The 25,432-nt window shown below is 72.0% G+C and carries 23 protein-coding genes; 8 read left to right on the plus strand and 15 right to left on the minus strand.

The window, feature by feature from the left end; genetic code table 11:
* Window positions 1-197: 197 nt before the first annotated feature.
* Complete coding sequence (locus tag IEY33_RS19520; protein WP_306415585.1) at window positions 198-1,721, minus strand: CHASE2 domain-containing protein; 1,524 nt, start codon at window positions 1,719-1,721, stop codon at window positions 198-200.
* The gene (locus IEY33_RS01480) at window positions 1,705-3,315 is read right to left on the minus strand and encodes a FecR domain-containing protein (protein ID WP_229670668.1); all 1,611 of its coding nucleotides are present in this window, start codon (window positions 3,313-3,315) and stop codon (window positions 1,705-1,707) included. The genes IEY33_RS19520 and IEY33_RS01480 overlap by 17 nt, the downstream gene beginning before the upstream one ends.
* An 82-nt stretch (window positions 3,316-3,397) precedes the next feature.
* On the opposite strand from IEY33_RS01480, the gene IEY33_RS01485 reads away from it, so the two are divergent.
* A complete protein-coding gene (locus tag IEY33_RS01485; RefSeq protein WP_306415586.1) occupies window positions 3,398-5,281 on the plus strand; it encodes an ABC-F family ATP-binding cassette domain-containing protein in 1,884 nt (627 codons plus the stop codon).
* An 80-nt stretch (window positions 5,282-5,361) separates the two neighbouring features.
* On the opposite strand, the gene IEY33_RS01490 is transcribed toward IEY33_RS01485, so the two are convergent.
* The 6 genes from IEY33_RS01490 to IEY33_RS01515 all read right to left on the minus strand — a co-directional run bounded on the left by IEY33_RS01490 (window position 5,362) and on the right by IEY33_RS01515 (window position 11,849).
* Complete coding sequence (locus IEY33_RS01490; RefSeq protein WP_188960927.1) at window positions 5,362-7,350, minus strand: single-stranded-DNA-specific exonuclease RecJ; 1,989 nt, start codon at window positions 7,348-7,350, stop codon at window positions 5,362-5,364.
* Between the two features lie 77 nt (window positions 7,351-7,427).
* The gene (locus IEY33_RS01495; protein WP_188960452.1) at window positions 7,428-7,796 is read right to left on the minus strand and encodes a hypothetical protein; all 369 of its coding nucleotides are present in this window, start codon (window positions 7,794-7,796) and stop codon (window positions 7,428-7,430) included.
* A 72-nt stretch (window positions 7,797-7,868) separates the two neighbouring features.
* On the minus strand, window positions 7,869-8,270 hold the full coding sequence (locus IEY33_RS01500; protein ID WP_188960453.1) for a YchJ family protein: 402 nt from the start codon (window positions 8,268-8,270) through the stop codon (window positions 7,869-7,871).
* The gene (locus IEY33_RS01505) at window positions 8,267-9,622 is read right to left on the minus strand and encodes a hypothetical protein (RefSeq protein WP_188960454.1); all 1,356 of its coding nucleotides are present in this window, start codon (window positions 9,620-9,622) and stop codon (window positions 8,267-8,269) included. The genes IEY33_RS01500 and IEY33_RS01505 overlap by 4 nt, the downstream gene beginning before the upstream one ends.
* Window positions 9,623-9,664: 42 nt before the next feature.
* The gene (locus IEY33_RS01510) at window positions 9,665-10,819 is read right to left on the minus strand and encodes a vWA domain-containing protein (RefSeq protein WP_229670669.1); all 1,155 of its coding nucleotides are present in this window, start codon (window positions 10,817-10,819) and stop codon (window positions 9,665-9,667) included.
* A 7-nt stretch (window positions 10,820-10,826) separates the two neighbouring features.
* Window positions 10,827-11,849: an AAA family ATPase gene (locus IEY33_RS01515; protein ID WP_188960455.1), complete on the minus strand. Its 1,023-nt coding sequence runs from the start codon at window positions 11,847-11,849 to the stop codon at window positions 10,827-10,829.
* A gap of 323 nt (window positions 11,850-12,172) precedes the next feature.
* Between IEY33_RS01515 and IEY33_RS01520 the strand changes: the two genes are divergently transcribed.
* A complete protein-coding gene (locus tag IEY33_RS01520) occupies window positions 12,173-13,795 on the plus strand; it encodes a peptide chain release factor 3 (RefSeq protein ID WP_188960456.1) in 1,623 nt (540 codons plus the stop codon).
* A 246-nt stretch (window positions 13,796-14,041) separates the two neighbouring features.
* On the opposite strand, the gene IEY33_RS01525 is transcribed toward IEY33_RS01520, so the two are convergent.
* From IEY33_RS01525 to IEY33_RS01535, 3 genes are read right to left on the minus strand one after another with little or no spacing between them, the layout of a single operon-like run.
* Window positions 14,042-14,995 carry a hypothetical protein gene (locus IEY33_RS01525; protein WP_306415587.1) on the minus strand — a complete coding sequence of 318 codons (954 nt, stop codon included), beginning with the start codon at window positions 14,993-14,995 and terminating at the stop codon, window positions 14,042-14,044.
* On the minus strand, window positions 14,992-15,603 hold the full coding sequence (locus tag IEY33_RS01530) for a gamma carbonic anhydrase family protein (protein ID WP_188960457.1): 612 nt from the start codon (window positions 15,601-15,603) through the stop codon (window positions 14,992-14,994). Before IEY33_RS01530 ends, IEY33_RS01525 begins: the two co-directional genes overlap by 4 nt.
* Window positions 15,604-15,649: 46 nt before the next feature.
* Complete coding sequence (locus IEY33_RS01535) at window positions 15,650-16,081, minus strand: NUDIX hydrolase (RefSeq protein WP_188960458.1); 432 nt, start codon at window positions 16,079-16,081, stop codon at window positions 15,650-15,652.
* Between the two features lie 91 nt (window positions 16,082-16,172).
* Between IEY33_RS01535 and IEY33_RS01540 the strand changes: the two genes are divergently transcribed.
* Both IEY33_RS01540 and IEY33_RS01545 read left to right on the plus strand, forming a co-directional pair.
* Window positions 16,173-17,387 carry a YjgN family protein gene (locus IEY33_RS01540; protein ID WP_188960459.1) on the plus strand — a complete coding sequence of 405 codons (1,215 nt, stop codon included), beginning with the start codon at window positions 16,173-16,175 and terminating at the stop codon, window positions 17,385-17,387.
* Entirely contained in the window at window positions 17,387-18,469 is a 1,083-nt protein-coding gene (locus IEY33_RS01545) for a M48 family metallopeptidase (protein WP_188960460.1), read from the plus strand. The genes IEY33_RS01540 and IEY33_RS01545 overlap by 1 nt, the downstream gene beginning before the upstream one ends.
* A 77-nt stretch (window positions 18,470-18,546) precedes the next feature.
* On the opposite strand, the gene IEY33_RS01550 is transcribed toward IEY33_RS01545, so the two are convergent.
* The 3 genes from IEY33_RS01550 to IEY33_RS01560 form a co-directional block, all read right to left on the minus strand.
* Window positions 18,547-19,722: a trans-sulfuration enzyme family protein gene (locus tag IEY33_RS01550; protein WP_188960461.1), complete on the minus strand. Its 1,176-nt coding sequence runs from the start codon at window positions 19,720-19,722 to the stop codon at window positions 18,547-18,549.
* Window positions 19,723-19,767: 45 nt separating this feature from the next.
* Window positions 19,768-20,754: a GNAT family N-acetyltransferase gene (locus tag IEY33_RS01555; RefSeq protein ID WP_188960462.1), complete on the minus strand. Its 987-nt coding sequence runs from the start codon at window positions 20,752-20,754 to the stop codon at window positions 19,768-19,770.
* A gap of 86 nt (window positions 20,755-20,840) precedes the next feature.
* On the minus strand, window positions 20,841-21,155 hold the full coding sequence (locus IEY33_RS01560) for a putative quinol monooxygenase (protein WP_188960463.1): 315 nt from the start codon (window positions 21,153-21,155) through the stop codon (window positions 20,841-20,843).
* Window positions 21,156-21,266: 111 nt separating this feature from the next.
* Between IEY33_RS01560 and clpS the strand changes: the two genes are divergently transcribed.
* Entirely contained in the window at window positions 21,267-21,584 is a 318-nt protein-coding gene (gene clpS, locus IEY33_RS01565) for an ATP-dependent Clp protease adapter ClpS (protein WP_188960464.1), read from the plus strand.
* On the plus strand, window positions 21,581-23,830 hold the full coding sequence (locus IEY33_RS01570) for an AAA family ATPase (protein ID WP_188960465.1): 2,250 nt from the start codon (window positions 21,581-21,583) through the stop codon (window positions 23,828-23,830). Before clpS ends, IEY33_RS01570 begins: the two co-directional genes overlap by 4 nt.
* Window positions 23,831-23,927: 97 nt before the next feature.
* Here the strand turns inward: IEY33_RS01570 and IEY33_RS01575 are convergent, their stop codons facing one another.
* A complete protein-coding gene (locus IEY33_RS01575) occupies window positions 23,928-24,311 on the minus strand; it encodes a helix-turn-helix domain-containing protein (protein ID WP_188960466.1) in 384 nt (127 codons plus the stop codon).
* Between the two features lie 51 nt (window positions 24,312-24,362).
* On the opposite strand from IEY33_RS01575, the gene IEY33_RS01580 reads away from it, so the two are divergent.
* Complete coding sequence (locus IEY33_RS01580; RefSeq protein ID WP_229670671.1) at window positions 24,363-24,923, plus strand: GNAT family N-acetyltransferase; 561 nt, start codon at window positions 24,363-24,365, stop codon at window positions 24,921-24,923.
* A 96-nt stretch (window positions 24,924-25,019) separates the two neighbouring features.
* Window positions 25,020-25,349: a cyclic-di-AMP receptor gene (locus IEY33_RS01585; protein ID WP_188960467.1), complete on the plus strand. Its 330-nt coding sequence runs from the start codon at window positions 25,020-25,022 to the stop codon at window positions 25,347-25,349.
* The last annotated feature ends 83 nt before the right edge of the window (window positions 25,350-25,432 follow it).

The following is a 25,432-nucleotide window of genomic DNA, read 5'->3' on the forward strand; positions in this document are numbered from 1 at the left end:
TCCGCGCCTTCCCCTGTTCTCGCTTGCAAAGGTCATCCGGTGTTGATCCGATTCCGGGGATGCCGGGAACACCACCGCCATCCCTTCTTGGGCAGAACGGACGCCCTACAGGACGCCTGCCCGCTCCCATCTCCTCCAGACTGTACGTGTTGTTGCTCGCGGCCGGGCGGCAGCTTCGCGTTCAGCTCAATCTGGGATTACTCTTCGCGGTACTTGTTGCGGTAGCGCATGCGGGACGCCCGTTCGATCAGTTCGTTCGGTGTGCGGATGTCGGGGCCGGTCATGGCGTGCCCGATGCTGGCGCGCACGTTGCCGTCCGGGCCGCCCACCTCCGACAGCGCCACCTGCAGGCGGCTCGCGAAGCGCGCGAGCTCCTGCGGGTCCGTGTCGTCCACCAGCAGCACGAACTCGTCCGACCCCCAGCGGAACACGACGTCCGCTCGGCGCTTGTTGCCGCGCAGGGTGCCGGCCAGGTGCTGCAACAGCGCGTCTCCGGCCTGGTACCCGAGGCGGTCGTTGACGCTGCGGAAGCCCGTCAGGTCCACCAGCAGCAGGCCGATGGGCCGCTCGGCACGGGACTGCCAGCGGTGCTCCACGGCGCGCGTGAAGGCGAGGCGGTTGCCCAGCCCGGTGAGCGGGTCCACGGTCCCGAGGTGCCGCAGCTGCCACCAGCGTTCCGCCGCGACGAGCAGCAGGCCCATCACGGCGCTCAGCGAGACGGTCGCGCCGGGAAACTGCGTGTTCGCGAGCCAGAGCGGCACGGCGAGGCCCACCGCGCCCAGCGCGATCACGAAACCCCACAGGCCGCGCAGCAGCACGGCCGCCACAGCGGCCAGCACGCACAGCAGCACGCCCGTCCACGCGGGCAGGTTCCGGAAGGGCGGGGACAGCAGGGACGACACGGCGCGCGCCTCCAGGATCACGCCCGGCACCGGCTGGTGCGCCACGTCCAGGTAACTGGAGCCCTGCGAGCCGGTGGCGGTCAGGCCGATGATGACGAGCTTGTCCTGCAGCTGCGAGTAGCGGATGTTGCCGTTGATGACGTCCCGGAACGAGAGGACCGGCAGGGTGCTGCGGTCCGTCTGCACGTAGCGCAGTGTCATGGGGCGCACGCTGTCCTGCGCGGGAATGCCGGCGGCCCGCGCGAGCTGCTCGCTGAGGCTGGGGGCGGCCGTGCCGTCCTGCAGCAGGTAGTTGCGCTGGAAGTTGCGGACCACGCCGTCCGGGTCGATGTTCAGGGCGGACAGGCCGTACACGGCGCGCGTCCCGGTGCGCGGCCCGAAGCCCGTGCCCTGCGGGTCTTCGGGCGTGGTGGCGAGCACGACGTTCGGGCGGTGCAGGACGGGCGCGAGCTGATCGTCGCCGCTCGCGCGTCCCTGGAAGAGGATGTCGAGCGCGACGGCACGCACGCCCGCCTGGTCCAGGGTGTTGAGGGCGCGGGCGTACAGGCTGCGGTCCCAGGTGTCGAGGCGTCCGTAGTCGCGGACGGTGGCGTCGTCGATGCCGATCACGACGATGCGCGGGTCGGGGGGGGCGGGCAGCGAGCGGTTCAGTGCGTCCCACAACGCGCCGTTGAGAGGCGAGCCGAGGGCGCAGAGCATGGCGAGCAGAACCGCCGCCACCAGCATCCAGCGGGTGAAGGTGGGCGGGTAGCGTCGCCCGGCCGTCAGTCGGGTGAGGGTCTCGGTCCCTGACACGGTCTGGTCAGGGGAGCTTCGCATAACTCCTGTTGCCGGTGTCGTCCTGCGCCGTCACGCTCAGGGTGGGCGTGCCGGTGCCCGAGACCGGAAGCGTCCACGTGAATGCGCCCGTGGCGTGCAGGCTGTACGTCTGCCCATCCAGGGTCGCCCGCAGGAGCGGCCGGGCCGTGAAGGCGTCCCGGACGGTGCCGGTGACGGTCAGGAGGTGCCCGGTGGTGCGGACGGACGTGACGGTCAGTTCGGGCGGGGTGCGGTCGATGACGACGCTCTGGTTGATGCTGACGCTTCCTGCCGTGCGCGCAGCGCGGACGGAGAGCGTGTAGCGGCCTTCCGGCAGCGTCTGCTGCAGCGAGTACGCGCCGTCCTGGCCCGTCACGACGTAATCGTGACCGCCGATGCTGACGGTCACGACCGCGTCCGGGTTGCTCTTCAGGGCGAGTTTCAGGTCCGGGAGGCTGCGGAGGGTCGGGACCTGCAGCACGGTCCTGCGGGCGCGTTCGGCGTCACGGGCGATGTTGAAGCTGTCCTGCGCGTCCGTCGTGAGCGGCGCGACCTGCCCGGTCGTGGCGCGCTCGCGGCCCTGCGCGAGCAGCGCGTCCCCCTGCGACGGGATGGACACCGACCCGTCGAAGACCTTCACGAGGCCCGAGGCGTCCACGCGGAACACGGTGCCGCGCACGGCGGTCGTGACGGTCGGCGTGCTCAGCTGGTACCCGCCCTGGTTGCGCTGCACGACGTTCCACGCACTGCCGGACTCCAGCTGCAGCAGCACCTCGCGGCCCCGGTCGGTCTTCTCGACGCCCATCACGCGCAACTGGCTCTCGGCCTGCAGGCGCAGGTACCCGCCGCCCGTGAAGCCGATCTCCGCCCAGGCCTGCGCGCCCGTCCGCAGGCGGTCGCCACTGCCGAGCACCAGTCCCGTCTCGGCGGGGCGCAGGTGGTCGGCGTCCGGGCCGCTGAGGACCGTACCGCGGCTCGCCTGCAGCACCGCGTCGCCCGCGCCCGCGAAGCGCGAGTCGTACCACGGGTCGTTCTCGCGGAAGTCGCTCGTCCTGCCGGACCGGAAATCGTACTGCTGTCCGGTCTTCAGGGTCACGGCCCGCCCGCCCGGCGAGATGCGCAGCGATCCGGAGATCACCGCGACGCGCTGCAGGGACGCGCCCGCGTCGAGGCGGACCTTGCCTTCGCTGACCATGTGCGTTCCGAAGGCGTACAGCTGGTACGGCCCGCTGATGTAGAACCGTCCGCTCTGCAGGTCCGGCTGTCCCTGGTACACGCGCAGCGTGGAGGAACTCGCGACCGTCAGGGTGCCGCCGCTCCCTTCCTTCAGGACGGCGCGGCCCGTGCCGGTCCGCAGGGCCGTCCCGAGGACGCTGCCTGACTTGACGGGCGCCCATACCGTCCCGAGCACCTCGACGCTCCCGGCGGCCTGCGTGACGCTCAGCGGGCCGACCGGAGCGGTCTCTGCCGACGCCGTTCCGGTCGGCCCGGCGAGGACGCCTGCCAGCAGAGCCACCGTGACGAGCAGCGGGAACGGACCCGCAGCGGGCCGGGCACGGCTGCATGCCGTGCCGGACGGCGCCTCGTGGGGTGAGATGGCCGACGGAACGGTCACCTGAACGGGGATGGCTGAGAAGTCCTTCACACTCACCATCTCATCTTAGGGCGGATTTGTCACAAAACGTATACTGCGGGGCGTGCTTGTCGGCTTACAGGAAGTTGTGAAGGATTTCGGGACCCGCGCGGTGCTCGATGGCGTGACCATGGGGGTCGAACCGGGCGACCGGATGGCCCTCGTGGGCCGGAACGGTGCCGGAAAAAGCACCCTGCTCAAACTGCTCACCGGGGACCTGCAGCCCGACGCGGGACAGGTGGTGCGAGGCCCCGGCGTGCGCGTCCGGGCGCTGTCGCAGGACCCCACGTTTCCGGACGGCTCGACCGTCGACTCGGTGCTCGAAGCGGCCTTCAGCGAACTCGACGAACTCGAACGCCAGCTGGACGCGGCCGCGCACGACATGACGGGCGGCGACCCCGCCAGCATCGAACGGCACGCCGAACTCCTCGAACACTTCGCGCGGCGCGGCGGGTACGAACGCCGCAGCCGCAAGGCGGGCGTCACGCTCGCCTTCGGGTTCCGTGACCGCGAGCACGAACCGGTCGGCGGCCTGTCCGGCGGGGAACGCACCCGGCTCGGCCTCGCCGCGATCCTCGTCGAGAACCCCGACGTGCTGCTCCTCGACGAGCCCACCAACCACCTCGACATCGTGATGGTCGAGTGGCTGGAACGCTTCCTGAGCGGCTACCGCGGCGCGATGCTCCTCATCAGCCACGACCGCGCCTTCCTCGACGCCGTCAGCACCGAAACCGCGTACCTGTCGGGCGGCACCGTCAAGGTCTACCCCGGCAACTACAGCACCTTCCGCGAGGCGCTCGAAGCGGACCTCGAACGCCAGCGGCAACGCGCCCTGATCGAAAGCAAACAGATTCAGACGCTGCAGGCCAGCGCGGACCGCATGAAGATCTGGGGCCTGGGCATGAGCAAACTCGCGCGGCGCGCCAAGAGCATGCAGAGCCGCGTGGACCGCATGAAGGCCGCCGCGACCGCCCCGCCCCCACCCCCGGAACGCCGCCTGTCGAACATCGTGTTCCACGCCCCGGAGAGCGGGGACCTCGTGCTGGACGCCCGCCACCTCAGCAAGAGCGTGTCTGGCCGCAGCCTCTTCCGGGACGTGAACGTCCAGCTCAGGCGCGGCGAGCGCGTCGCCCTGATCGGCCGCAACGGCGCGGGCAAGACCACCCTGCTGCGCGTCCTGCTGGGCCTCACGCCCAGCGACGACCCGCGCGCCCAGATCCGCACGGGCGCCCGCGTCAGCCTCGGGTACTACGACCAGCAGCTGCGCGGCGTGGACGAACACGCGACCCTCTACGACGAGGCGCGCGTGTACGTCGAGAAGGACGCGCAGGCGCACGACCTGCTCGGCACGTACCTCTTCCCGTACGACCAGCACGACAAGAAGGTCAGCACCCTCTCCGGCGGCGAACGCGCCCGCCTCGCCCTGCTGAAGCTCGCGCAGGAGGACCACAACTTCCTCGTGCTCGACGAGCCCACCAACCACCTCGACATCGAGATGCTCGAAACGCTGGAAGGCGCACTCGACGAGTTCGCCGGAACCCTCCTGATGATCAGCCACGACCGCCGCCTCGTCGAGAACCTCGCCGACCGCATCTGGCTCATCGAGGACGGACAGTTCCACGAGTACCCCGGCGGGTACGCGTACTACCAGGAGAAGCACCGGCCCGCCGGACCCGCGCCCGAACCCGCCCCCACCCCCGCGAAGAGCGCCGCGCCTGCCCCGAAAGGCAAGGGCCTGTGGCAGCTCAACCGCGACCTGGAAGCCATCGAGGCCGACATCGCCACGCTGGAGGCAGAACTGGAACGGGCGCACCTCGCGCTCGCCCAGCCCGCCCCCGACGCGGACTTCGCGGTGCTCGGCAAGGCCGCGCACGACCTGGAGACCCGCCTGGAAGCCCGCATGGACGACTGGGCGCGCGTGCAGGAAGAGATCGAAGCGCGCAGCTGATCCGATTCCAGGGGCGCCGCGAGGACCGGACAGGGGAGACGCTCCATGCCTGGTCCTCACCGGAGCGGATCAACGCCGGATCAGTCGGCGACGCCTGCCAGTTCCGGCGTGGCCTGCAGGCCCAGCAGGGCGTTCACGGCGCGGCTCCAGCCCTCGTTGTCCAGGTGCCGGTACGCGTGCGCCCACTGCCAGCGGCGGTACGCGCCGAGCTGTGCGTCCTGACCGCGCTCGCGGCCCGTGAAGCCCGCCTCCAGTTCCGTGAGGGTCTTCGGTCCCCACGCGAAGCTCACCCGGCCCGACGCGGCCCACCCGGCGAGGTCGTCCTCGGGCGGCAGGGCGTACAGCACCACCTCGCCGCTCAGCGCCTCCCCCGGGTTCAGCAGGCGCACGCCGGGAATGTTGTCGCCGAGGTACGCGGCGACCGCCCCGGTCGCGTACGCGCTCGCCCCGGCCCGCAGGTGCTGCATGGCCTCCAGCGGTTTCAGGCGCGCGTGCGCCACGCCTCCCGCGTCGCCCGTCAGGTGCAGGCGACCCTCGGCGCGCAGGCCGTCCAGCATGAGTTCCACGCGGCTCACGCCCCTGAACTCGCTGCGCTGCACGCGCGCCGCCAGGTCACGCGGTCCGGCCCCCACCTGCGGCTCCTGGTACTTCACGCCCTTCACGCCGCCCAGTGAGAACTGCAGGGTCGTGCCGGTCTTGCCGACGATGCGCGGGCTGTCCAGCTCGCCGCTCAGGTGCCACACCGGTTCCGGGAAGCCCTCACCGAACGGTTCCAGGCCCTCCAGCTCGTCCCACAGGGGACGGCCGACCGCGTGCGCGGGCAGCGCGCCGTGCAGGGCGAGGGTCGGCGTGGGGCGCGGGAACTGCCGCGCGTACCCGTGCAGCCGCTCGCGCAGCGCCGCGTACCGCCCCTCCTGCAGCGCGAACCCGGCGGCGGCCGGGTGCCCGCCGAACCGGTCGAGGAGGTCCGCGCTGTGCCGCAGGCCACCCACCGCCGAGATGCCCGGCGTGCTGCGGACGCTGCCCTTGCCCTGCGCCACGATGTACACCGGCAGGTGAAAGCGCTCCAGCAGTTTCGCCGCGACGATGCCCATCACGCCCGCGTGCCAGTCCGGGTGCGTGACCACGATGGCCGGGTCCGAAGGGTCCACGAGCTCCAGCGCCTGCCTGTACATGCTGTCCTGCAGCACGCGCCGCTCGCCGTTGCGGGTTTCGAGGTACACGGCGAGCTCCTCGGCGCGGCGGGCGTTCTGCGTGGTCAGCAGGTCCAGCGCGATGTCCGCCTCACCGAGCCGCCCGGCCGCGTTGATGCGCGGCGCGAGAATGAACGCCACGTCGCGCGCCGTGATGGTCTTCAGTGCCTTGCCGTCCATCAGGACGCGCAGGCCCGGCAGGGTCGTCTCCGGGAACAGGTTCAGGCCCGCCAGCACCAGTGCGCGGTTCTCGCCCGTCAGGGGCGCCACGTCCGCCACCGTCCCCAGCGTCGCGAGCGGCGCGTACTCCAGCGGTTCCGGCTCGCCCAGTTCCTCCCGCACGGCCCACAGCAGGTGGTACGCGACGCCCGCGCCCGTCAGGTTGTGCACGCCGGGGTCGTAGTTCGGGGTGAGGTGCGGGTGCACCACCAGGCAGTCCGGGAAGTCCGGGCCGGGCGAGTGGTGGTCCGTCACGATGACCTCCACGCCCGCCGCGAGCAGCGCGGCCACCTCGGCGTTGTTGGTGACGCCGCAGTCGACCGTCACGAGCAGGTCGCACCGTTCGGCGTGCTCCGCGACCCGCGACGGGTGCAGCCCGTACCCTTCCTTCAGGCGGTGCGGGATGAAGCCGTGCACGTCCGCCCCCAGGCGCTCCAGGCCCAGCACGAGCAGCGCCGTGGCGGTCACGCCGTCCGCGTCGTAGTCGCCGTGAATGCGGATCTTCTTCTCGTGCCGGATCGCCTGCACCAGCCGCCGGGCCGCCTCGCGGATGCCGGGGTTCGGGGTGAGGTGACGCTGCGGGAACAGGTGAGCGCGCGTCAGGCCGCGCGTGTGCAGTACCTGCGCCAGCATCGGCGACACACCGAACTCGTCCATCATGGCGCGAAGCTCCTCACGGCTGCCGGGCCGCGCGAGCTCCCAGCGCGTTTCAGGCACGCCTGCCGGGTGGCCGCTCACGCCTGCGCCTGCACGGGCGTCCCGTCCGGTTCGGCCAGCACGTCGGGCGCAGCGTCGTTCACGGCGGCCCCGTCGATCACGGCCTGCAGGGTCGCCTGCAGGCGCGTCTCCGCGTCCCGGCGGCGCGACAGGTCCGTCCGGCGCAGCACCCGCTGCCGGACGTAGCGCGGCAGGATCAGCAGGGCCGCGTACAGCGCCCCCACCAGCACCCCGAGCGCCAGCCCCACGCCCGCCGGGAGGACCGCCTCGCGGCCCGCGAACAGCAGCGGCAGGCGCAGCAGCACCGGATTCTGCAGGTACACCAGCACCCCGTACCCCACCAGGCCCAGCAGGACCACCACCTGAACGAACTGCACGACGCGCATGACGCTCAGTCTAGAGCATCCGTCCGGAACCCGGCCGTGCGTCCCGCCCCCTGGCCGGGACGGGACCTGCCTTCAGCGTGCGCCGGTGCCGCCCTCACCGTCCAGGTACACCCATGACCCGTCCAGCCGCACGAAGCGGCTGTCCTCGTCCAGACGGAACGACTCGCCGTCCACCCTGTAGCGGGCCGTGAAGCTCACCTCGCCCGTGTCGTCCTGCGGGCCGCCCGCGCGGGTGGAGCGCACCGTGAGGCCCAGCCAGCGCGCCGGGTCGTCCTGCAGGTCCAGCCGTTCGGGGCGCGTGGCTGGATGCCAGGTGTGCAGCAGGTACGCTTCCAGCCGCAGCACGTACGCGCTGTAACGGCTGCGCATCAGGATCTCGGCCGTGCGGGCGGGCCGCGCGCCGCTGTGGACCGTGCCGCAGCACGCCGCGTACCGCCGACCCGACCCGCACGGGCACAAGGCCGCCACGCTCACGCGCCCACCTCGGCGCGCACGTGCCCGTCCGGGTCGCGGCGCAGCACGTCCAGCACGTCGGGCTGCAGGTCGCCGCGCGTGGCGAGTGCCAGCCGCACGCCCGCGTCCGGGTCGCGCGCCAGTGCCCGCGCCGCCCCTGCGGGCAGGTCCGGGTGCGTCGCCGCCGCGCGGCGCACGCCGCTGTGCGCGTCCACGCTCAGGCGCTTGAGGACCGTCTCGCCCGGGTGTTCCGCCAGGGCCGCGCCGCGCCGCACCTCGGCGCTCGCGTCCAGGCTCAGCCGTCCGAGCTGCTCGGCGCTCAGGTCGGGCCGCACGCACAGCACCGTGCGGACCGTCGCGTCCGGGTCGAGCAGCAGCGCGTCCAGCACCGCGCCCGGCAGGTCCGCCGCCGACGCGACGTGCAGGCGCACGTCCTGCTCCGGCGACGCCAGCAGCGCCAGCAGCGCGTCCACCGTCAGGTCGTCCCGGTCGAGCAGCGCGCGCCGCACGGTGTCCGCCGGGTCGCGCGCCAGGCGCTCCATCACGGGGACCGGCAGGGCGGGGCGGCGGGCGAGGGCCGCGCGGACCTCCGGGTCGGCGTCCTGCTCGGCCCGCTCCAGCCACGCGTCCGGCACCTGCCACGCCTGCATGGCGGCCGCCCGCACCGCCGGGTGATCGCTCGCCGCGAGCGATTCCCTGAGCGCCCTCGGCAGGTCGTGCCGCCGCGCGACGCTCGCCTGCACGTCGTAATCGTCGTCGGTCGCGAGGGCCAGCATCTGCGCGAGCGGCAGGTCCAGCCGCCGCGCCACGACCGCCCGCACGAAGGCGTGCGCGTCCGCCGCGAGGCGCTCCACCGCCGCGCCCGGCAGGTCCTCGCGCGCCGCGACAGCCTTGCGCACGTCGTAGTCGTCGTCGGCGGCCAGCATCTCCACCAGTTCCGGCAGCAGGTCACGGCGTTTCGCCATCGCCTCCCGCAGCTGCCACTGCGCGTTGCACGCGAGGTTGCGCATGCGCTGCTCCGTCAGGTCCGCGCGGTCCGCCACCGCGAGTCGCGGCAGCAGGCTCTCGTGCCGCAGCGCGGCGTCCTGCACCCACGCGGGCGCGTCCGGCAGGCCCGCGAGGCGCGCGACCGTCTCGCCGGACCAGCCGCCCAGCAGGCCCGGCTGCGCGAGCCGCAGCAGCGTCAGGGCCGGATTCGCGAGGACCGCGTGCGGGTGATGCTCGCCCAGCAGGTTCAGCAGGTCGCCCGGCGCGTTCGGGTGCCGCGCGACCGCCTCCCGCACGGACACGTCCACGGACTGACTGAGGCGGGCGAGGGCGTCGGCCGTCAGGTCAGACGGCAGCGGAACGGAAACAGGGGAGGAATGGGTCATGGGAGGGAGCGGCAGCGCGCCGTGACGCCAGCGTAGCAGGCGTCAGCCTTCCTCCAGGCGCAGCACCTCACCGAACGGGAAGCCCGCGTCCTCCAGGCCGCCGGGCGGCACCACCCACAGCGTCGGCACGCGCGGCGGCACGTCCGGGAAGTCCCCGAAGCCGTCCGTGAGGTACACCAGCAGGTCCGGCTCGTGATCCGCGACCTTCGCGAACACCGGACGGAAATCCGTGCCGCCCCCACCCTGCGGCGGCGGGATGTCCGACCCTGCCGTCAGCGGGTACGGGCCGTACGCCTCCGTGTCCGCGTAGTACAGGTCCGCGCGGACGTGCGGGTACGCGCCCAGGATGCCCTGCACCTCCGCCACGAGCGCCTGCACGGCCGCCTCGTCCACGCTGCCGGACGTGTCCACCGCGATCAGGGCCTGCAGGCTCTCGTCGTCGAGCGCTTCGAGGTACAGGCCGCGCCCCACGAAGCGCCGGTCGAAGCCCCCGAAATCCACCGGGGTGCGCGCCAGGAACCGCCACAGCTGACTCTTCCAGTCGAGGCGGGCCGGGGCGAGGCGCGCCAGTTCGCGGTGCAGCCCGAGCGGGTCGCTGCCCCTGCCGGTCATGCTCTGCGAGGCCCGCGCCTGCTCCAGCGTGCCCTTCCAGCGGCGCTCCGTCTCGCCGGGCCTGCGCTGTCCCTGCCGGGGCGGCACGTCGGACGGCGGGCCGTCCAGCAGGTCGCCGTCCCCGTCCCCGTCCTCCTGGTCCTCGTCCTGCTGCTGGTGCTCCAGCGTCGCGTACACCTCCTCCACGCTGAGCGTCTCGAGGTGATCGTCGCGCGGCGCGTCCTCCGCGAGCGGCAGGCCCGCCTGCGCCACCATGCCGTTCACGATCAGGTCCGCCGCGCGGTTCCAGCGTTTCTTCTCGCGCGGCCCGCGCCGACCCACGTGCGACAGCGCCGCGTGCAGCACCTCGTGCAGCAGCACGCCGTCCAGCTCGGACGGCGCGAGCCTCGCCGCCGCGACCGGATTCAGGTACACACGGTCCCCGTCCGTCGCGGCGAGCGCCACCTCCGACGACGGCTGCACGTCCGTGTGCAGCAGCAGCGTCGCGAAGAACGCACTGCGCCCCCGCAGCCGCAGCCGCGCGCCCGACAGCAGCGCCCCGAACTCCGCCGGTTCCGGCCCCGGCCCCACCGGTTTGCCCGTCACGCGCCGGTCAACCTTCGGCCAGGTCGGCCGCGCCCTGCACCAGCTCCGCGAGACGCGGATCGCGGTCCATCAGGGTCACCAGTTCGCCCAGCTGACCGAGGCTCTGGAACTTGCTCACCAGCGTCGCCACGAACAGCTGCAACCACTCCGCGTTCGCCTGCCCCGCCAGCCACGAGAAGGCATGAAAGCCCTGCTGCGCGTCCTGCGCGCGCGCCGCCAGCCCCACCACCGCCGCGTACCGCACGCTCGGCTCCTGCGGCAACCGCAGCCCGTCCACCCGCCCGGCCAGCACCTCCTCCAGGTCGGGCAGCTGCTCGTACAGCCGCACGAACGCCGCGAACTCCGCGCCCGCCGCCTCCCCGATGGCGGGCGACACGTCCAGCCGCGCGCGGTGCAGGCGCGCCGCCATCTCCCACGCGCGCGGGCTGGGCCACGCGGGCTGCGCCGTGTCGAGCCGGTGCAGCAGCTCCGGCCGGAACGTCAGGAACGCCAGCACGTGCTCGTGCAGGCCACGCCCCAGCGCGTACCCCCTGAACGCCTCGAAATCCGCCCGGACCGTCAGGTGCAGGAAGCGGTTCGCGAGCGGGGCAGGCATGTCGAACACGCTCGCGCGGTCCTCCTTGCGGTTCCCGGCCGCCCACACGAACCACCCGTCCGGCAGCTCGTAACTGCCCACGCGGCGGTCCAGGATCAGCTGCTGCGCCATGCCCTGCATGGTGGGCGGCGCCATGTTCACCTCGTCCAGGAACAGGATGCCGCGCCCGCCCGTCGGCAGGAACTCCGGCGGGTACCAGCGGCTCACGCCCTGCCCGCCCGACGTCTCCTGCGCGACCGGCAGGCCCCGCAGGTCCGTCGGCGCGAGCTGCGAGAGGCGCACGTCCACGAACTCCAGGCCGTGCGCGGCCGCGACCTGCGCCACCACGCTCGATTTGCCGACGCCGGGCGGCCCCCAGATCATGGTGCTGAGCGGCAGTTCCGCCGTGACGAGAGCCGTGAGGTAACGGGCCAGTTCGGAAGGGGTGAGCGACAAGAGCGGAACTCCTTTGAAGGGAAGGCAGGAACAGGGAAGAGGCAGGCCATGCACGCGGTCACGAAACCCGCTGCGCCCAGGGTACAGCGTGCAGCGGCCCGCGTCGCCCGGCACGGCGGGGGCAGGAGCGACGCCACCGGGGGGTGCGGGCGGCACCGCACCTGCTATATACTGACCCTCATGTCTCACCTCCTCACGCCCCACTGACGCCGGGCCGAGTCGCAGGTGCACCCCCACCACCGCCAGCGTCCAGCGCAGTCCACCCGGGACCGAGCGCCGGACCCCCACCCCACAGTGAGCCGGGCCGCCCGGCCGGAGCAAGCATGACCACCCACAACGTAGGCCCCAACGGAACGGGCAGCGAACAGACCCGCCTCGAACACGAGATCGCGCGCCGCCGCACCTTCGCCATCATCTCCCACCCCGACGCCGGCAAGACCACCATCACCGAGAAACTCCTCCTGTACGGCGGCGCCATCCAGCAGGCCGGCAGCGTCACCGCGCACGCCGGCACCGCCCACACCAAGAGCGACTGGATGAGCATCGAACAGCAGCGCGGCATCAGCATCTCCAGCAGCGCCCTCACCTTCGAGTTCCTCGGACGGCACATCAACCTCCTCGACACGCCCGGCCACCAGGACTTCAGCGAGGACACGTACCGCACCCTCACCGCCGCCGACAGCGCCCTCATGGTCCTTGACGCCGCCAGGGGCGTGCAGGCCCAGACCGAGAAGCTGTTCGCCGTGTGCCGCAACCGCGGCATCCCCATCCTGACCTTCGTGAACAAACTCGACCGGCCCGCGCAGGACATCTTTGAACTGCTCGAACAGGTCGAAAGCACCCTCGGCATCACCGCCATCCCGCTCACGTGGCCCATCGGGGACGGCCCGGACTTCCGCGGCGTGTACGACCTCGTCGCCAAACAGGTCCTGCTGTTCGAACGCGTCGCCAGAGGCAAATCCCGCGCGCCCGTCAGCGTCAAGAGCGTCGACGACCCCGAACTCGGCGCGCTCGTCGGCGTGGCCCTCCACCAGAAACTGCAGGAGGACGTCGCCCTCATCGAAGGCGCCATGCCGCCCTTCGACCACGCCGCGTTCCTGGCAGGCGAACTGACCCCCGTGTTCTTCGGCTCCGCCATGAACAACTTCGGGATCGAGCACTTCCTCAGCACCTTCGTGGACCTCGCCCCCGCCCCCGGCAGCGTCCGCACCACCCAGGGCGTCCGCCCGCCCGAAGCGGGCTTCACCGGCTTCATCTTCAAACTGCAGGCCAACATGAGCCGCAACCACCGCGACCGCACCGCGTACATGCGCGTCGCCAGCGGCCACTTCGAACGCGGCATGGACGTCACCCTCACCCGCACCGGCCGCAAACTGCGCCTCTCCCAGGCCCACACCCTCTTCGCGCAGGACCGCGAGAAGGTCGAGGACGCGTACCCCGGCGACATCGTCGGCCTCGTCAACCCCGGCGTGTTCCGCATCGGCGACGTCGTCAGCGTGGACGCCAGAGTGCAGCTCCCGGACTTCCCGCGCTTCACGCCCGAAGTGTTCGCCACCATGAGCCTGCGCGACGTCACCAAACGCAAGGCCTTCCACAAGGGCCTCGAACAGCTCACCGAGGAAGGCGTCGTCCAAGTCTTCTACCCCACCGACGGCGCACGCGACCCGTACCTCGGCGCGGTCGGCCCCCTCCAGTTCGAGGTGTTCCAGGCCCGACTGCAGGAAGAGTACGGCGTGGACATCGAAATGCACGTCACGTCCTACTCCCTGGTCCGCTGGCTCGCCGGAGACGCCTCCCAGGTCGCCCGTTTCGCCCGCAGCGTCGAGGACGACCAGGGCCGCCCCGTCATGCTGTTCAGGAGCAACTTCGACCTGCAGTACACCCAGGACCAGCACCCCGAGATCGAGTTCCTGCCACTGCCCAAGGACCTGACCGTCGTCGACTGAGACGGGCGCCCGCTTCACCGGACGGGCACGCCGTACTCGACTAGCACGATGCCGCGCGCGTCCTCTCCGGACGTGCTCCCGTGCGGCCGCAGAACGCCACGGCGGGCAGGTCGTGCGCGTGCGTGAGCACGAACATGCTCCGCATGTTCCGCATGTTCCGCCCGCACGCCGCCTCCAGCAGTGCCCGTCTGTCCACCCACGCGAGCAGCCGGTGATCCCCGGCCGAGTCGGGGAGCGCGTCACGGGTCAGCTTCCGGCCAGCTGTTCCTTTGCGACGCCGGTCCTCAGGAATTCCTGGAGCAGGGGTTCGAGGTCGTGCAGGGCGACGTCGCTGCGCATGGCGTACTCGGCGGGTGAGAGTTTCTCGGAGAGGGCCTTGAGGAAGGCGAGGCCCTGCGCGCCGTGCTGCGTGCGGAACGTCTGGTGGACGTTCGTGATGGCGTTCAGGGCGTCTTTGCCGCGCAGGGTGAGGCCGTACTGGCCGTGCGCCCACCCGGCGAGGCTGCGCGGGAGGATGAGCGTCTGCGGGCGGAGCGGGGCGGGGAAGGCACCTTCGTAGGGGAGGGTGGCGGGCATGGTGGCGACGATCTCGCCGCGCGAGTAGAAGATCGCGCCGCGAGGGCGGGCGTGCAGACCGGTGAAGTCCTCGGTGAGGTTGAATTTCCAGGCGCGGCTGCCGACGCCGGACAGGATGTGCGCGAGGTGCGGGGCGAGCGTGTACGCGCTGAGGGGCGCGCCCTGTTCGTACAGGTTGAGGAGTTCGCCGAGGGCCTGTTCGCCGGTGCTGCTGAGGCTGGCGGCGGCCACGGTGCGGCCCTCGTACACGAGGACGTACGCGGCCTGGTCGCCGATCACGGCGTGCAGGTAGCCGTACCAGCCGACGTCGTGCAGGTGCCGCAGGAAGTCGTGCAGGTTGCAGAAGGCGCTGCTCAGGCCGAGGACCGAGGCGGGCACCTGGGGCAGGAACCGTGCGAGGAAGGGGGAACTGTTCGGGAACATCGGGGCGAGTTCCGGGATGACGAGCAGCGGGTCGCCGGGTTCCTCGTGCGCTTCGGCCGGTACTGCTGCCGTGACCGGGCCCGGGTCGGCGGGTGGTTCTTCGTGGGTCGCGGGGGGCTCGTGCGCGGGGGTCGGGGGCCGTGCGGGTTCGGCCGGTGTTCGGCGGGAGGGGCGGTCCGGGCGTTCCGGTGGGGGGGTCACGTCGCCTCCGTGTCGCTGCCGGGTGCGGGATGCGGTCCGGGGCCGTCCTGGACGGGGGTCAGTTCGGTGCGGAAGCGGCGGGCGTTCTGCACGTACCGTTCGGCGTGCCCGCCCGCTCCGGCGGGACCCTTCACGCGGGCGGGCACGCCCACCGCGAGCATGCCGTCCGGCACCTCGCGGCCCTCGGGGAGCAGGGCGCCCGCGCCGAGGACGGCGCCCGTCCCGAGCCGTGATCCGTTCAGCATGACGGCGCCCATGCCGACCAGGCTGCCTGCCCCGCACGTCGCGCCGTGCACGATGGCGCGGTGGCCGACCGTGACGCCCGCGTGCAGCGTGCACGGGAAGCCGGGGTCGGCGTGCAGGACCGCGCCGTCCTGCACGTTGCTGCCCTCGCCGACCGTGACGGCTTCCGTGTCGCCGCGCAGGACCGCGCCGAACCACACGCTCGCGTTCCGCGCCACGCTCACGCGGCCGATCAGGTCGGCGCTCGGCGCGACGAACGCCGACGTGTGAACGTGAGGCACGAGATCCGGTTGCGTGAGGCTGGGGGAGTCGGTCGCCGGAGAGCCTGGGAGCGGGGAGTCTGAAAGGAGCGCGTACAGCGGCATGAATCCTCCGGAACGGACGGCGGGCCTCTTCACCTTCGGTGCGACTTCAACGGGCGTCGTGCAGGGACAGCAGCAGGGACTGGGCCTCGCGGAGCAGGTTACGGTCTTCAGCGTAGCTTAACATCCGCACGGCCTCCACGGGCGCGAAGAACCCCCCTTCCGCGAAGGTGTCCTCCAGCACGGGGGCGCTCGCGTCGGTGCTCATGGCGAACCAGTGGATGACGCGCCGCTCGCCCCGGTCGTTCGTGTACGACGTGTCCGGCAGCGCGCCCACGATCTGCGCGTGCACGCCGCCCTCCTCCTGCACCTCGCGCACGGCCGTCTGCTCGTCACTCTCGCCCGCCTCCACGTGTCCTTTCGGGAAGGCCCATGCGCCGCTGCGGTACCGGACGAGCAGCACGTGTCCGTCCGGGCCGAACACCACCCCCCCGGCTCCGGGAACGGTGACGTGGGGCGCGGCGGGGTCCTTCCTCTGCATGGACCGAGTATACCGAAGGGCGCGGCACGCCGGGACCGCCCTCCCCTCACATTCGACTCATGCTGGCCGTGTGTGCCTGTACCATGCAGCCATGACCGACGCGTCGCCGCCCACCCCCACCCCCGCAGACGTGCCCGCGCCGATCAGCCTGCACAAGCCCGGCGACCCGCCCACCCGCGAGCTGGGCCGCGTGCCCGCCACGCCGCCCACGCCCGAGGTGCGGACGCTGCAGGTGGAATTCAGCGGCGACGCCCGCGAGTACTTCCGCATCTGGATCGTGAACGTCGCCCTGAGCGTCGTCACGCTCGGCCTCTACAGCCCCTGGGCACGCGTCCGGACCCGCCAGTACTTCTACGGCCACACCCGCCTGGAAGGGCACCCCTTCGAGTACACCGCGCAGCCGCTCGCGCTGCTCCGCAGCTTCCTGATCGTCGCCGCGCTGTTCGTGGTGTACACCCTGTCGCAGCAGCTCCCGAAATTCCAGTGGGTCAGCTTCGTGATGATCGCCCTGTTCGGCCTCGCGTACCCGTGGCTGGTGTACCGCTCGCTGCGCTTCAACGCCGCGAACACCGTGTACCGCGGCCTGAACTTCCGTTTTCACGGCACGCCCGGCGCCGCGTACGTCGCGTACCTGTTCATCATGCTGACCCTGCCGTTCACGGGCGGCCTCACGTACCCCCTCGCCCGCTGGATGCAGCACCGGTACATCCTGCAGGGCCTCGCGTACGGCACCACCCGCGCCCGCTGGAACAAGGACGTGGGACCGGTGTACGTCGCGTACCTCAAGGGGGTCGGCGTGGCGATCGGCGTGGGCGTCCTCGCCGTGCTGGCCGTCTTGCTGCTGGTCTGGACGCTCGGTTCTGGCCTGAACGGCGACCTGTCCGACCTTCTGGATGTGGTGTTGCTCGAAGTCCTGTCCACCGGGAGTTACGTCGCCGTCGCCTTGGGGTTCGGCGCACTGTACCTGGGGTACATCCTGCTCGTGCTCGGGGTGGGGCAGTACCTGCACGCGGCCGTGCTGCGCTACAGCCTCGACGGCCTGTACTTCGGGGAGACGCTGCGGCTGCACACCACCTTCCGACCCTCGCGCCTCGCGTGGATTCACGTCACGAACACCCTCGCGCAGCTGTTCACGCTGGGCCTCCTCACGCCCTGGGCCGTCGTGCGCCGCACCCGGTACCTGCTGGACGGCGTGCAGGTGCAGACCATCGCGGACCTCGACCACTTCAGCGCCGACTCCACCCCCACCGAGAGCGCCCTCGGGGAAGCGGCGCACGAGTTCTTCAACTTCGACCTGGGCTTCTGATGACCACCCCACCCGCCCCGCAGCCCCCCGTCCCGCCGACCTTCCAGGCGCGGTACTTCGACGGCCTCACGTCCCGGGAGCGCGTGGCGAGCGTGCACGCCACCCTCACGCACCTGCACGTCCAGTCGGACGGCCTGGAGGTGAGCTTCGCGCTGAACGACGTGACCATCGAGCCGCCCCTGTCCGGGCACCGCCGTGTCCTGAAACTCCCCGGCCGCGCCCGCCTGGAGACGGACGACGACGCGGCCGTCAGCGCCCTCGAACGCCAGCTGCGCCGCAACACCGGCCTGAGCCTCGTGCGCCGCCTCGAAGCGCGGCCACTCGTGGCCCTCGCGTCGCTGGTGTTCATGCTGCTGTTCCTTGCGGGCTTCGTCCGCTACGGCCTGCCCGCCCTCGCGAGCGGCGCGGCCAGCGTCACGCCGCTCGCGGTCCTCTCGACCCTCGACGCGGAAACCGTGAACGCCATCGACGCCCGCTACCTGAAGCCCACGCACCTCTCCACGGCGCGCCAGAAGGCCCTCACGCGCGAGTTCGCGGCGATGGCGAAGGAGCAGGGCGGCCCGTACACGTACCGCCTCCTGTTCCGGGACGGCGGGGACCTCGTCGGCGCGAACGCCTTCGCGCTGCCGGGCGGCACGGTCTTCATGACGGACCAGCTCGTGAGCCTCGCGCGTGATGACCGCGAACTGCTCGGCGTGCTCGCGCACGAACTCGGGCACGTCCGGCACCGGCACGCCATGCGGCAGATCTACCAGAGTGTCGGCCTCACGCTCGCCTTCTCGGTCGTGGCGGGCGACGTCACGAGTGCCGCGTCCGTCGCGGCCGCCGTCCCCGCCCTGCTCCTCACGAGCGGGTACTCCCGCGAGGCGGAAACGCAGGCGGACGACGACGCGGGCCGCTGGCTGATGCAGCGCTACGGCGCGACCACGCCCCTGCAGGACATCCTGCGCCGCCTGATCGAGCAGGACGACGACCGGCCGACCTCCGGCGTCCTCGACCTGCTCGCCAGCCACCCCGGAGAGCAGCAGCGCCTCGCGCACCTGCGCGCCATCCAGAAGAACTGGAAGACCACCGCACCCTGACGTCACAGCACGGCGGCCACCCTGGGTTGGAGGTGGCCGCCGCCGTTCATGGGGCCGCAGAGGTCACGGCCCGGGGGTCATTCCAGGGCGCGTTCCAGGTCCTCCAGCAGGTCGGAGATGTCCTCGATGCCGACCGAGAAGCGCAGCAGGCCGGGCGTGATGCCCAGGCGGCGGCGGTCGTCCTCGCTCAGGGCGCGGTGACTGGTGCTCCACGGGTGAGACAGGGTGCTGACCACGTCCGCGAGGCTCGGCGCGAGCGGAATGCGGCCCGCGAGGCGCTTCACGAACTGCGCGGCGTCCTCGACCTCCAGGCTCAGCATGCCGCCGAACCCGTCCGGGTACAGGCGGTCCGCCAGCTGGAACTGCGGGTGGCTTTCCAGGCCCGGGTGATACACGCGTTTCACGCGCGGGTGGTTCTGCAGCACGTCCGCGATGGCCTGCGCGTTCCCGCTGTGCGCCCGCATGCGCAGGCCCAGCGTCTTGAGGCCCTGCATGGTCATCCACGCGTCGAAGGCGCTGACCGTGCCGCCCAGCCGCACGAGTTTCAGGCGGGCGGCCGCGACGAGGTCCGCGCGGCCCGCGACGACCCCGCCGAAGGCGGTGCTGTGCCCGCTCAGGTACTTGCTGAGGGAGTGCGTGACGAGGTCCGCGCCGTGCTCCGCCGGGCGGAAGACGGCCGGGGACGCGAAGGTGTTGTCCACGCTGAGCAGCGCGCCGTGCGCGTGCGCGATCTCCGCGAGGGCGGGCACGTCCGCGACCGTCATGAGCGGGTTGGTGAGGCTCTCGACGTGCAGGACGCGCGTGTTCGGGCGCATGGCGTCCCGCACGGCGTCCAGGTCGAGGGCGTCCACGAAGCTCACCTCGATGCCGAACCTGGGGAGTTCGTCGCGCAGCAGGGCGTACGTCACGCCGTACACGCGTTCGTCCGTGACGACGTGGTCGCCCGCGCCGAGCACGCTCAGCAGGGCCGCGCTGATGGCCGCCATGCCGCTCGCGGCGCACGCGGCGGCCTCGGTGCCTTCCAGGGCGGCCACGGCGCGCTCCAGCGTCGTGCCGTTCGGGGTGGCGTTGCGGTAGTAGAAGTACGCGTCCGCCTGCCCGGCCATGCCGGCCTCCAGCGCGTCCAGGTCGGGGAAGGCGTACACGGTGGACTGGTAGATGGCCTCCACGAGGGGCGCGGTGACGCTCGGCGTGGCGAGTTCTCCGGCTCGGGCGGCTAGGGTGGTCAGGGCATCGCGGCGCGCTTCGGTCATGGCCCCAAGGATAGCCCCTGCCCGTGCCTTTCCCGGCGCGTGCGGTCAGGGCAGCGTGGCGTGCAGCGTGAGGTGCGCGGGCAGCGGCCGGAACCCGAGCCCCTCGTTGATGCGCCGCATGGGGAGGTTGTCCGAGGCGTTGGTCGTCGTGACGCGCGCCACGCCTCGCCGCGCGGCCTCTTCGAGCGCGAGGTACTTCAGGGCCCACGCGAGCCGGTGTCCCCGGTGCTCGCGGCCCACGCCCGTGAAGCCGGTCCCCATGCGGTCCGGGGTGGGGGAGGGGTGCAGTTCGGACAGGGCGGCCAGCGTCCCGTCCCGCTCCGCCACGAAGACGAGGTCCGGGTCGAAGTCCGGGCGGCCCTCCTGCGTCTCGCGGTACCGGGCGAGCGGCGGGTGGTTCAGCGAGTCGCCCGGCGCGAGCGGCACGTCGCGGCTCGCGTCGAGGTCCAGCGCGTACAGGTCCTCCCACGCGCGGTCCGCCCCGACCCGGGCGGCGTGCTGCGCGAAGGTCCCCAGCACGTACCCGCCCGCCGCGGCCCGCCGGAACGCCTCGTCCCGCCCGTCGTTGCGCAGGTCCTTCAGGTCGAGCGCCACGTCCTGTTCGCGCGCCACCTCCTGAAAGCCGCGCCGTGCCGCGAAGGTCAGCGCGTCCGTGCGGTCCTCGCGCACCACGCTCATCAGGTGCCGCGTCCCGCCGGGCAGGCCGCCGATCAGGTCGTCGTACAGGGCGCGGGCAATGCCCTGCCCGCGCCGCTCCGGGTGGACCGTGACGGCCACCACCAGCCGCCCCACGTCACCGGACCACTCCTGCGCGGCACTCGTGGCCACGCCCAGAATCCCGCCGTCCTCCTGCCCCCACGGCCCGTCCTGGACGGCCACCACGCGCCGGAAGTGCAGGTCCGGACGGCGGTGCCGCTCCCGGTGCTGCTGCAGCTCCAGCGACGTCGGGTGATCCGGCGACGCCACGTTGAACAGCGTCACCAGGGACGGAAGGTCGGCCGGGATCGCCGCACGAATCCTGAATGAAGACATGCGCGGAGTGTAGCGACAAGGAAACCCGGACGGCATCCGCCAACTGGCGCACCCCGTCCGGGCCTCGTGAACCCTGCGTCCGGCATTCAGGCCTGGCGCACGTCCACGTCCTTCAGGACGACCACGACCGGCGCGGCCGCGAACCAGTCGCCGGCCTTCGCGCGGTACGCCTTGTAGTGCTCGCTGTCGCGGTGCGCCTGCACGGCCGTCATGTCACGGTAACGCTCCTGCACGTGGTAGCGCACGCCGCCCTCCGCTTCTTCCTTAAGGAGGTCGTACTTCAGGCAGCCTTCCTCCTGACGGCTCGCCTGCACCATCGCGAGCATCTCACGCTCCACGTCCTGCACGAACTCGGGCTTGGGGACGATCATGGCCTGCACGTTGACTGCGGTGTCGCTCATGCAGGGACGCTACCGCACCCGCCGCGCCCCGCATGGGAGCTGGCTTTCAATGTCCGGCGCTTCGTGACGGTCCTCCCTGCCGCGCGCCGGTGCAGGCGCTACCATCCCTGCATGACGCGGCAGAACCCCCAACGCGGCACCCAGACGCTGGAACGCACGGACCTCGCGCGTCCCCGCATGTTCCGGGTGCTGCTGCTGAACGACGATTACACCCCGATGGACTTCGTGGTGATGGTGCTGCGGCGGTACTTCCGGCAGGACGAGGCGCAGGCGCAGGCCGTGATGCTGGCCGTCCACCAGCGCGGGCAGGGCGTGGCGGGCGTGTACACCCGCGAGATCGCGGAAACGAAGGCCGCGCAGGTCGTCACGCATGCCCGCCAGGAAGGGCACCCGCTCGCGCTGACCGTCGAACCGGACGGTGACGCGTGATCGGCGCGGCCCTGCAGGCCGCCCTGCAGCGCGCGGCGGACCTCGCCGCCGACCTCGGGCACGAGTTCGTGACGCTCGAACACCTGCTCCTTGCCCTCACGGACGACCCGCAGACGCGCGCGGCCCTGCTCGCCGTCGGCACGGACCTCGCCCGCCTGGACCGCGACCTGCGCGGCGCCGTGCAGGACTTCGAGGTGGTCGGGGACGCGCCGGAATTCTCGCTCGCGGTGCAGCAGGTCGTGCAGGAAGCCATGTGGCAGCTTCAGGCGTCCGGGAAGGGCAGCGAGGCGCTCGGCGGTGAACGCGTCCTCGCGGAACTGCTGGACGTGCCGGACAGCCCCGCCCGCTACGCCCTCGAACGGCAGGGCGTCACGCGGCTCGACGTGCTCGCGTTCCTGTCGCACGGCCGCGCGAAAGTCGCCGGTCACGACGCGCCCCGCCGCACGCGCGGCACCGACGAAGGCGCCGCCACGGCAACAGATACGCCGACCGAGGCGGAAGGCGAGGTGCAGGACCCGCTCGCGCAGTACGCCGAGAACCTCACGGACGGCGCCCGCGCGGGCCGCTACGACCCCGTCATCGGCCGGGAACGCGAGCTGGAACGCGTGACGCACATCCTCGCGCGCCGCGCGAAGAACAACCCCGTCCTGGTGGGCGAACCCGGCGTCGGCAAGACCGCCATCGCCGAGGGCCTCGCGCAGGCCATCGTGAACGGCGACGTGCCCGGCTTCCTGCAGGACGCGCAGGTGTACGCCCTCGACATGGGCGCCCTCCTCGCCGGAACCCGCTACCGGGGCGACTTCGAGGCGCGCCTCAAGGCGGTCCTCGCGGCCCTCGACGGTCAGAACAGCGTCCTGTTCATCGACGAACTGCACACCCTCGTCGGGGCGGGCGCCACCGAGGGCGGCAGCATGGACGCCGCGAACCTCCTCAAGCCCGCCCTCGCCCGCGGACGCCTGCGCGTGCTGGGCGCCACCACGCCCGCCGAAGTCCGGCACCTGGAACGCGACCGCGCCCTGTGGCGCCGATTCCAGACGGTCGACGTGCCGGAACCCAGCGCCGAGGACGCCCTCCTGATCCTCCGGGGGCTCGCCGGACGGTACGCCGAGCACCACGGCGTGAAGTACCCCGCGCCGAGCCTGGAGGCCGCCGTCACGCTCAGCGTCCGACACCTGACCGGCCGCCACCTGCCGGACAAGGCCATCGACGTGATCGACGAGGCCGGAGCCGCGTACAGCGCCCGCCGCAAGGGCAGCAGGCGCAGCAAGACCGTCACCGTGCAGGACATCGAGGAGACCGTGTCCCGCATGGCGCGCGTCCCGCTCGGCACCGTCCGCGCCGAGGAGGTGCAGAGCCTCGCCACGCTCGAAACCGACCTCAAGGCCCGCGTGTACGGCCAGGACGCCGCCACCGAAACCATCGCGAGCGCCGTGAAGCTCGCCCGCGCCGGACTGCGCGACCCGCGCCGCCCGCAGGCCGCGTTCCTGCTCGCCGGACCGACCGGCGTCGGCAAGACCGAACTGAGCCGCGCGCTCGCCGAACGCCTCGGGCTGGAACTGCTGCGCTTCGACATGTCCGAGTACCAGGAGGCGCACACCGCGTCCCGCCTGATCGGCGCGCCTCCCGGCTACGTCGGCTTCGACCAGGGCGGCCTCCTCACCGACGGCATCTCCCGCCACCCGCACGCCGTGCTGCTCCTCGACGAGATCGAGAAGGCCCACCCGGACGTGTACAACGTCTTCCTGCAGCTCATGGACCACGGCACCCTCACCGATCACACCGGCAAGAAGGTCGACGGGCGCGGCCTGATCATCCTCTTCACCACCAACGCGGGCGCCGCCGACGCGTCCCGCCCCGCCGTAGGCTTCTCGCCCGTCGCGCGGGACGGGCAGATGATGGAGGCCGTGACGCGCACCTTCACGCCCGAATTCCGCAATCGCCTGGACGGCATCCTCACCTTCCGGCCCCTCGCCGGGAACGTGATGGGGCAGGTGGTGGACAAGTTCGTCGCGGCCCTCGCCGCGCAGGTCGCGGAACGCGGCGTGACCCTGACCGTCACCCCCGCCGCCCGCGCCCGCCTCGCACAGCTCGGGTACGACCCCGCGATGGGCGCGCGCCCGCTCGCCCGCGTCATCGAACGCGAGGTCAGCCGACCCCTCGCGGACCTCATGCTGTTCGGCCGCCTGAGCGGCGGCGGGACCGTCACGGTGGACGCGACCGGCCACACCTTCACCTTCGGCGAGTAGGCCAGGACGCCGCGAGAGGCAGACAGGGGAAGGGCCGCGTGCACTGCTCACCCGGCCCCTCTTCCCGCTCACGGCTGGTTGGACCAGTCCGGGTCGGTCAGTCGGCGTTCACCCACTCGCGCAGGTGCCGGGCGACGAGGCCGCTGACGTTCACGCCGTCCCGCTCCGCTCTGGCGAGCTGCGCGGCCTTCTCTGCGTGCGTGATGGGCAGCCACATGGCGATGTACTCGCGTCCGTTCTCGGTCCTGTACTCGCCGCCGTGCTCGTCACGCTGAACCACGCCGTTCGCCATGCCGTCTCCCTCCTGGCCCGCCTGGGCCAGCCATGCGTACACGCGGCTCTTCAGGAACCGCCACTCGCGTCCGACCTTGCGGCCGGGCAGGTCTCCGCTGCGCACCAGGGCGTAGGCGGTGGTGTCGCTCACCTTGAGCAGCTCCGCCAGGTCCTCCAGCGTCAGCACCTCGTCGTCAATTCCGGTCATCAGGGGCATCCGAGGCCCCGGTCCCGCCGACCGTCCGGCACACTGGACCCCGTGACCCTCCCCCTCGTCCTGCGACCCCGCCGTCCCGAAGACCTGCCCGAACTGTGGCGCTGGACGCACGGCATCCCCGACCCGGAATGGAAACGCTGGGACGCCCCGTACTTCCACGGCCCGCACTCGCCGCTCGGTCTCGCCGAGTACACCGCGCGCGCCCTGGCCCGGCCCGTGCCGGAGCACCTGCACGTCATCGAGATCGGCGGGATGGTGCGCGGCGTCGTCACGCGCGCCTGGGAGGACCCGCAGGAGGGCGGCTGGATGGACCTCGGCATCGTCATCCACGACCCCGCCTTCTGGAACGGCGGGTACGGCACGCGCGCCCTGCACGGCTGGGTGGACCTCACGTTCCGCGACACGCCCGCGCACGTCCTGACGCTCACCACCTGGAGCGGCAACGCGCGCATGCTGGGCGCGGCCCGCCGCCTGGGGTTCCGCGAATGCGCCCGCGTGCGCGAGGCCCGGTCCTGGCAGGGTGAACGGTACGACTCGGTGCGCTTCGACCTGCTGCGCCGCGAATGGCCCACCCACACCGGCAAGGATGGCATGGCAGGCTGACTTCAGTGCGGGCGGAGCACGCACGGCACGGGACGCTGAGTGCCGGATGGGAGCGCCCCTAACGGGCGGAAATCGTGCGTCTGCTAGACTGCCCTCATGAAGCTCGTGATGGCTGTCATTCAGGATGCCGACGCGGCGTCGCTCATGCGGGCACTGTCCGACAATGCCTTCGACGTCACCAAACTCGCCTCGACCGGCGGATTCCTCCGCGAGGGCAACACCACCCTGATGCTGGGCGTCCAGGACGACCGGATGGAGGACCTCAAAGCACTCGTCCGCAAGACCTGCCGCGCACGCACGCGCCTCGTCACGCCCAGCGTCCCGATGGGCGAGCAGGGCGAAGGCCTCGTCGCGGACCCGCTGGAGGTGCCGGTGGGCGGCGCGGTGATGTTCGTGCTGGGCGTCAACGAATTCATCAAGGTCTGAAGCGCAGTCCGCATCCTCTCACCCTGCGGGGCGGCGTCCGTGACCTTCGGACGCCGCCCCGCTCCCGTCCCCCCGGGCGGGGG

The sequence above is a fragment of the Deinococcus aquiradiocola genome (genome assembly GCF_014646915.1).
In the GTDB taxonomy this organism is placed as follows: Bacteria; Deinococcota; Deinococci; order Deinococcales; family Deinococcaceae; genus Deinococcus; species Deinococcus aquiradiocola.

Excerpts from the sequence above, each read along its gene's own strand:
- IEY33_RS19520 (WP_306415585.1), bottom strand. The coding sequence starts at position 1,721 with ATGCGAAGCTCCCCTGACCAGACCGTGTCAGGGACCGAGACCCTCACC.
- IEY33_RS01490 (WP_188960927.1), bottom strand. The coding sequence starts at position 7,350 with ATGGACGAGTTCGGTGTGTCGCCGATGCTGGCGCAGGTACTGCACACG.
- IEY33_RS01495 (WP_188960452.1), bottom strand. The coding sequence starts at position 7,796 with ATGCGCGTCGTGCAGTTCGTTCAGGTGGTGGTCCTGCTGGGCCTGGTG.
- IEY33_RS01505 (WP_188960454.1), bottom strand. The coding sequence starts at position 9,622 with ATGACCCATTCCTCCCCTGTTTCCGTTCCGCTGCCGTCTGACCTGACG.
- IEY33_RS01520 (WP_188960456.1), top strand. The coding sequence starts at position 12,173 with ATGACCACCCACAACGTAGGCCCCAACGGAACGGGCAGCGAACAGACC.
- IEY33_RS01530 (WP_188960457.1), bottom strand. The coding sequence starts at position 15,603 with ATGCCGCTGTACGCGCTCCTTTCAGACTCCCCGCTCCCAGGCTCTCCG.
- IEY33_RS01535 (WP_188960458.1), bottom strand. The coding sequence starts at position 16,081 with ATGCAGAGGAAGGACCCCGCCGCGCCCCACGTCACCGTTCCCGGAGCC.
- IEY33_RS01540 (WP_188960459.1), top strand. The coding sequence starts at position 16,173 with ATGACCGACGCGTCGCCGCCCACCCCCACCCCCGCAGACGTGCCCGCG.
- IEY33_RS01545 (WP_188960460.1), top strand. The coding sequence starts at position 17,387 with ATGACCACCCCACCCGCCCCGCAGCCCCCCGTCCCGCCGACCTTCCAG.
- IEY33_RS01550 (WP_188960461.1), bottom strand. The coding sequence starts at position 19,722 with ATGACCGAAGCGCGCCGCGATGCCCTGACCACCCTAGCCGCCCGAGCC.
- IEY33_RS01555 (WP_188960462.1), bottom strand. The coding sequence starts at position 20,754 with ATGTCTTCATTCAGGATTCGTGCGGCGATCCCGGCCGACCTTCCGTCC.
- IEY33_RS01560 (WP_188960463.1), bottom strand. The coding sequence starts at position 21,155 with ATGAGCGACACCGCAGTCAACGTGCAGGCCATGATCGTCCCCAAGCCC.
- clpS (WP_188960464.1), top strand. The coding sequence starts at position 21,267 with ATGACGCGGCAGAACCCCCAACGCGGCACCCAGACGCTGGAACGCACG.
- IEY33_RS01575 (WP_188960466.1), bottom strand. The coding sequence starts at position 24,311 with ATGACCGGAATTGACGACGAGGTGCTGACGCTGGAGGACCTGGCGGAG.
- IEY33_RS01585 (WP_188960467.1), top strand. The coding sequence starts at position 25,020 with ATGAAGCTCGTGATGGCTGTCATTCAGGATGCCGACGCGGCGTCGCTC.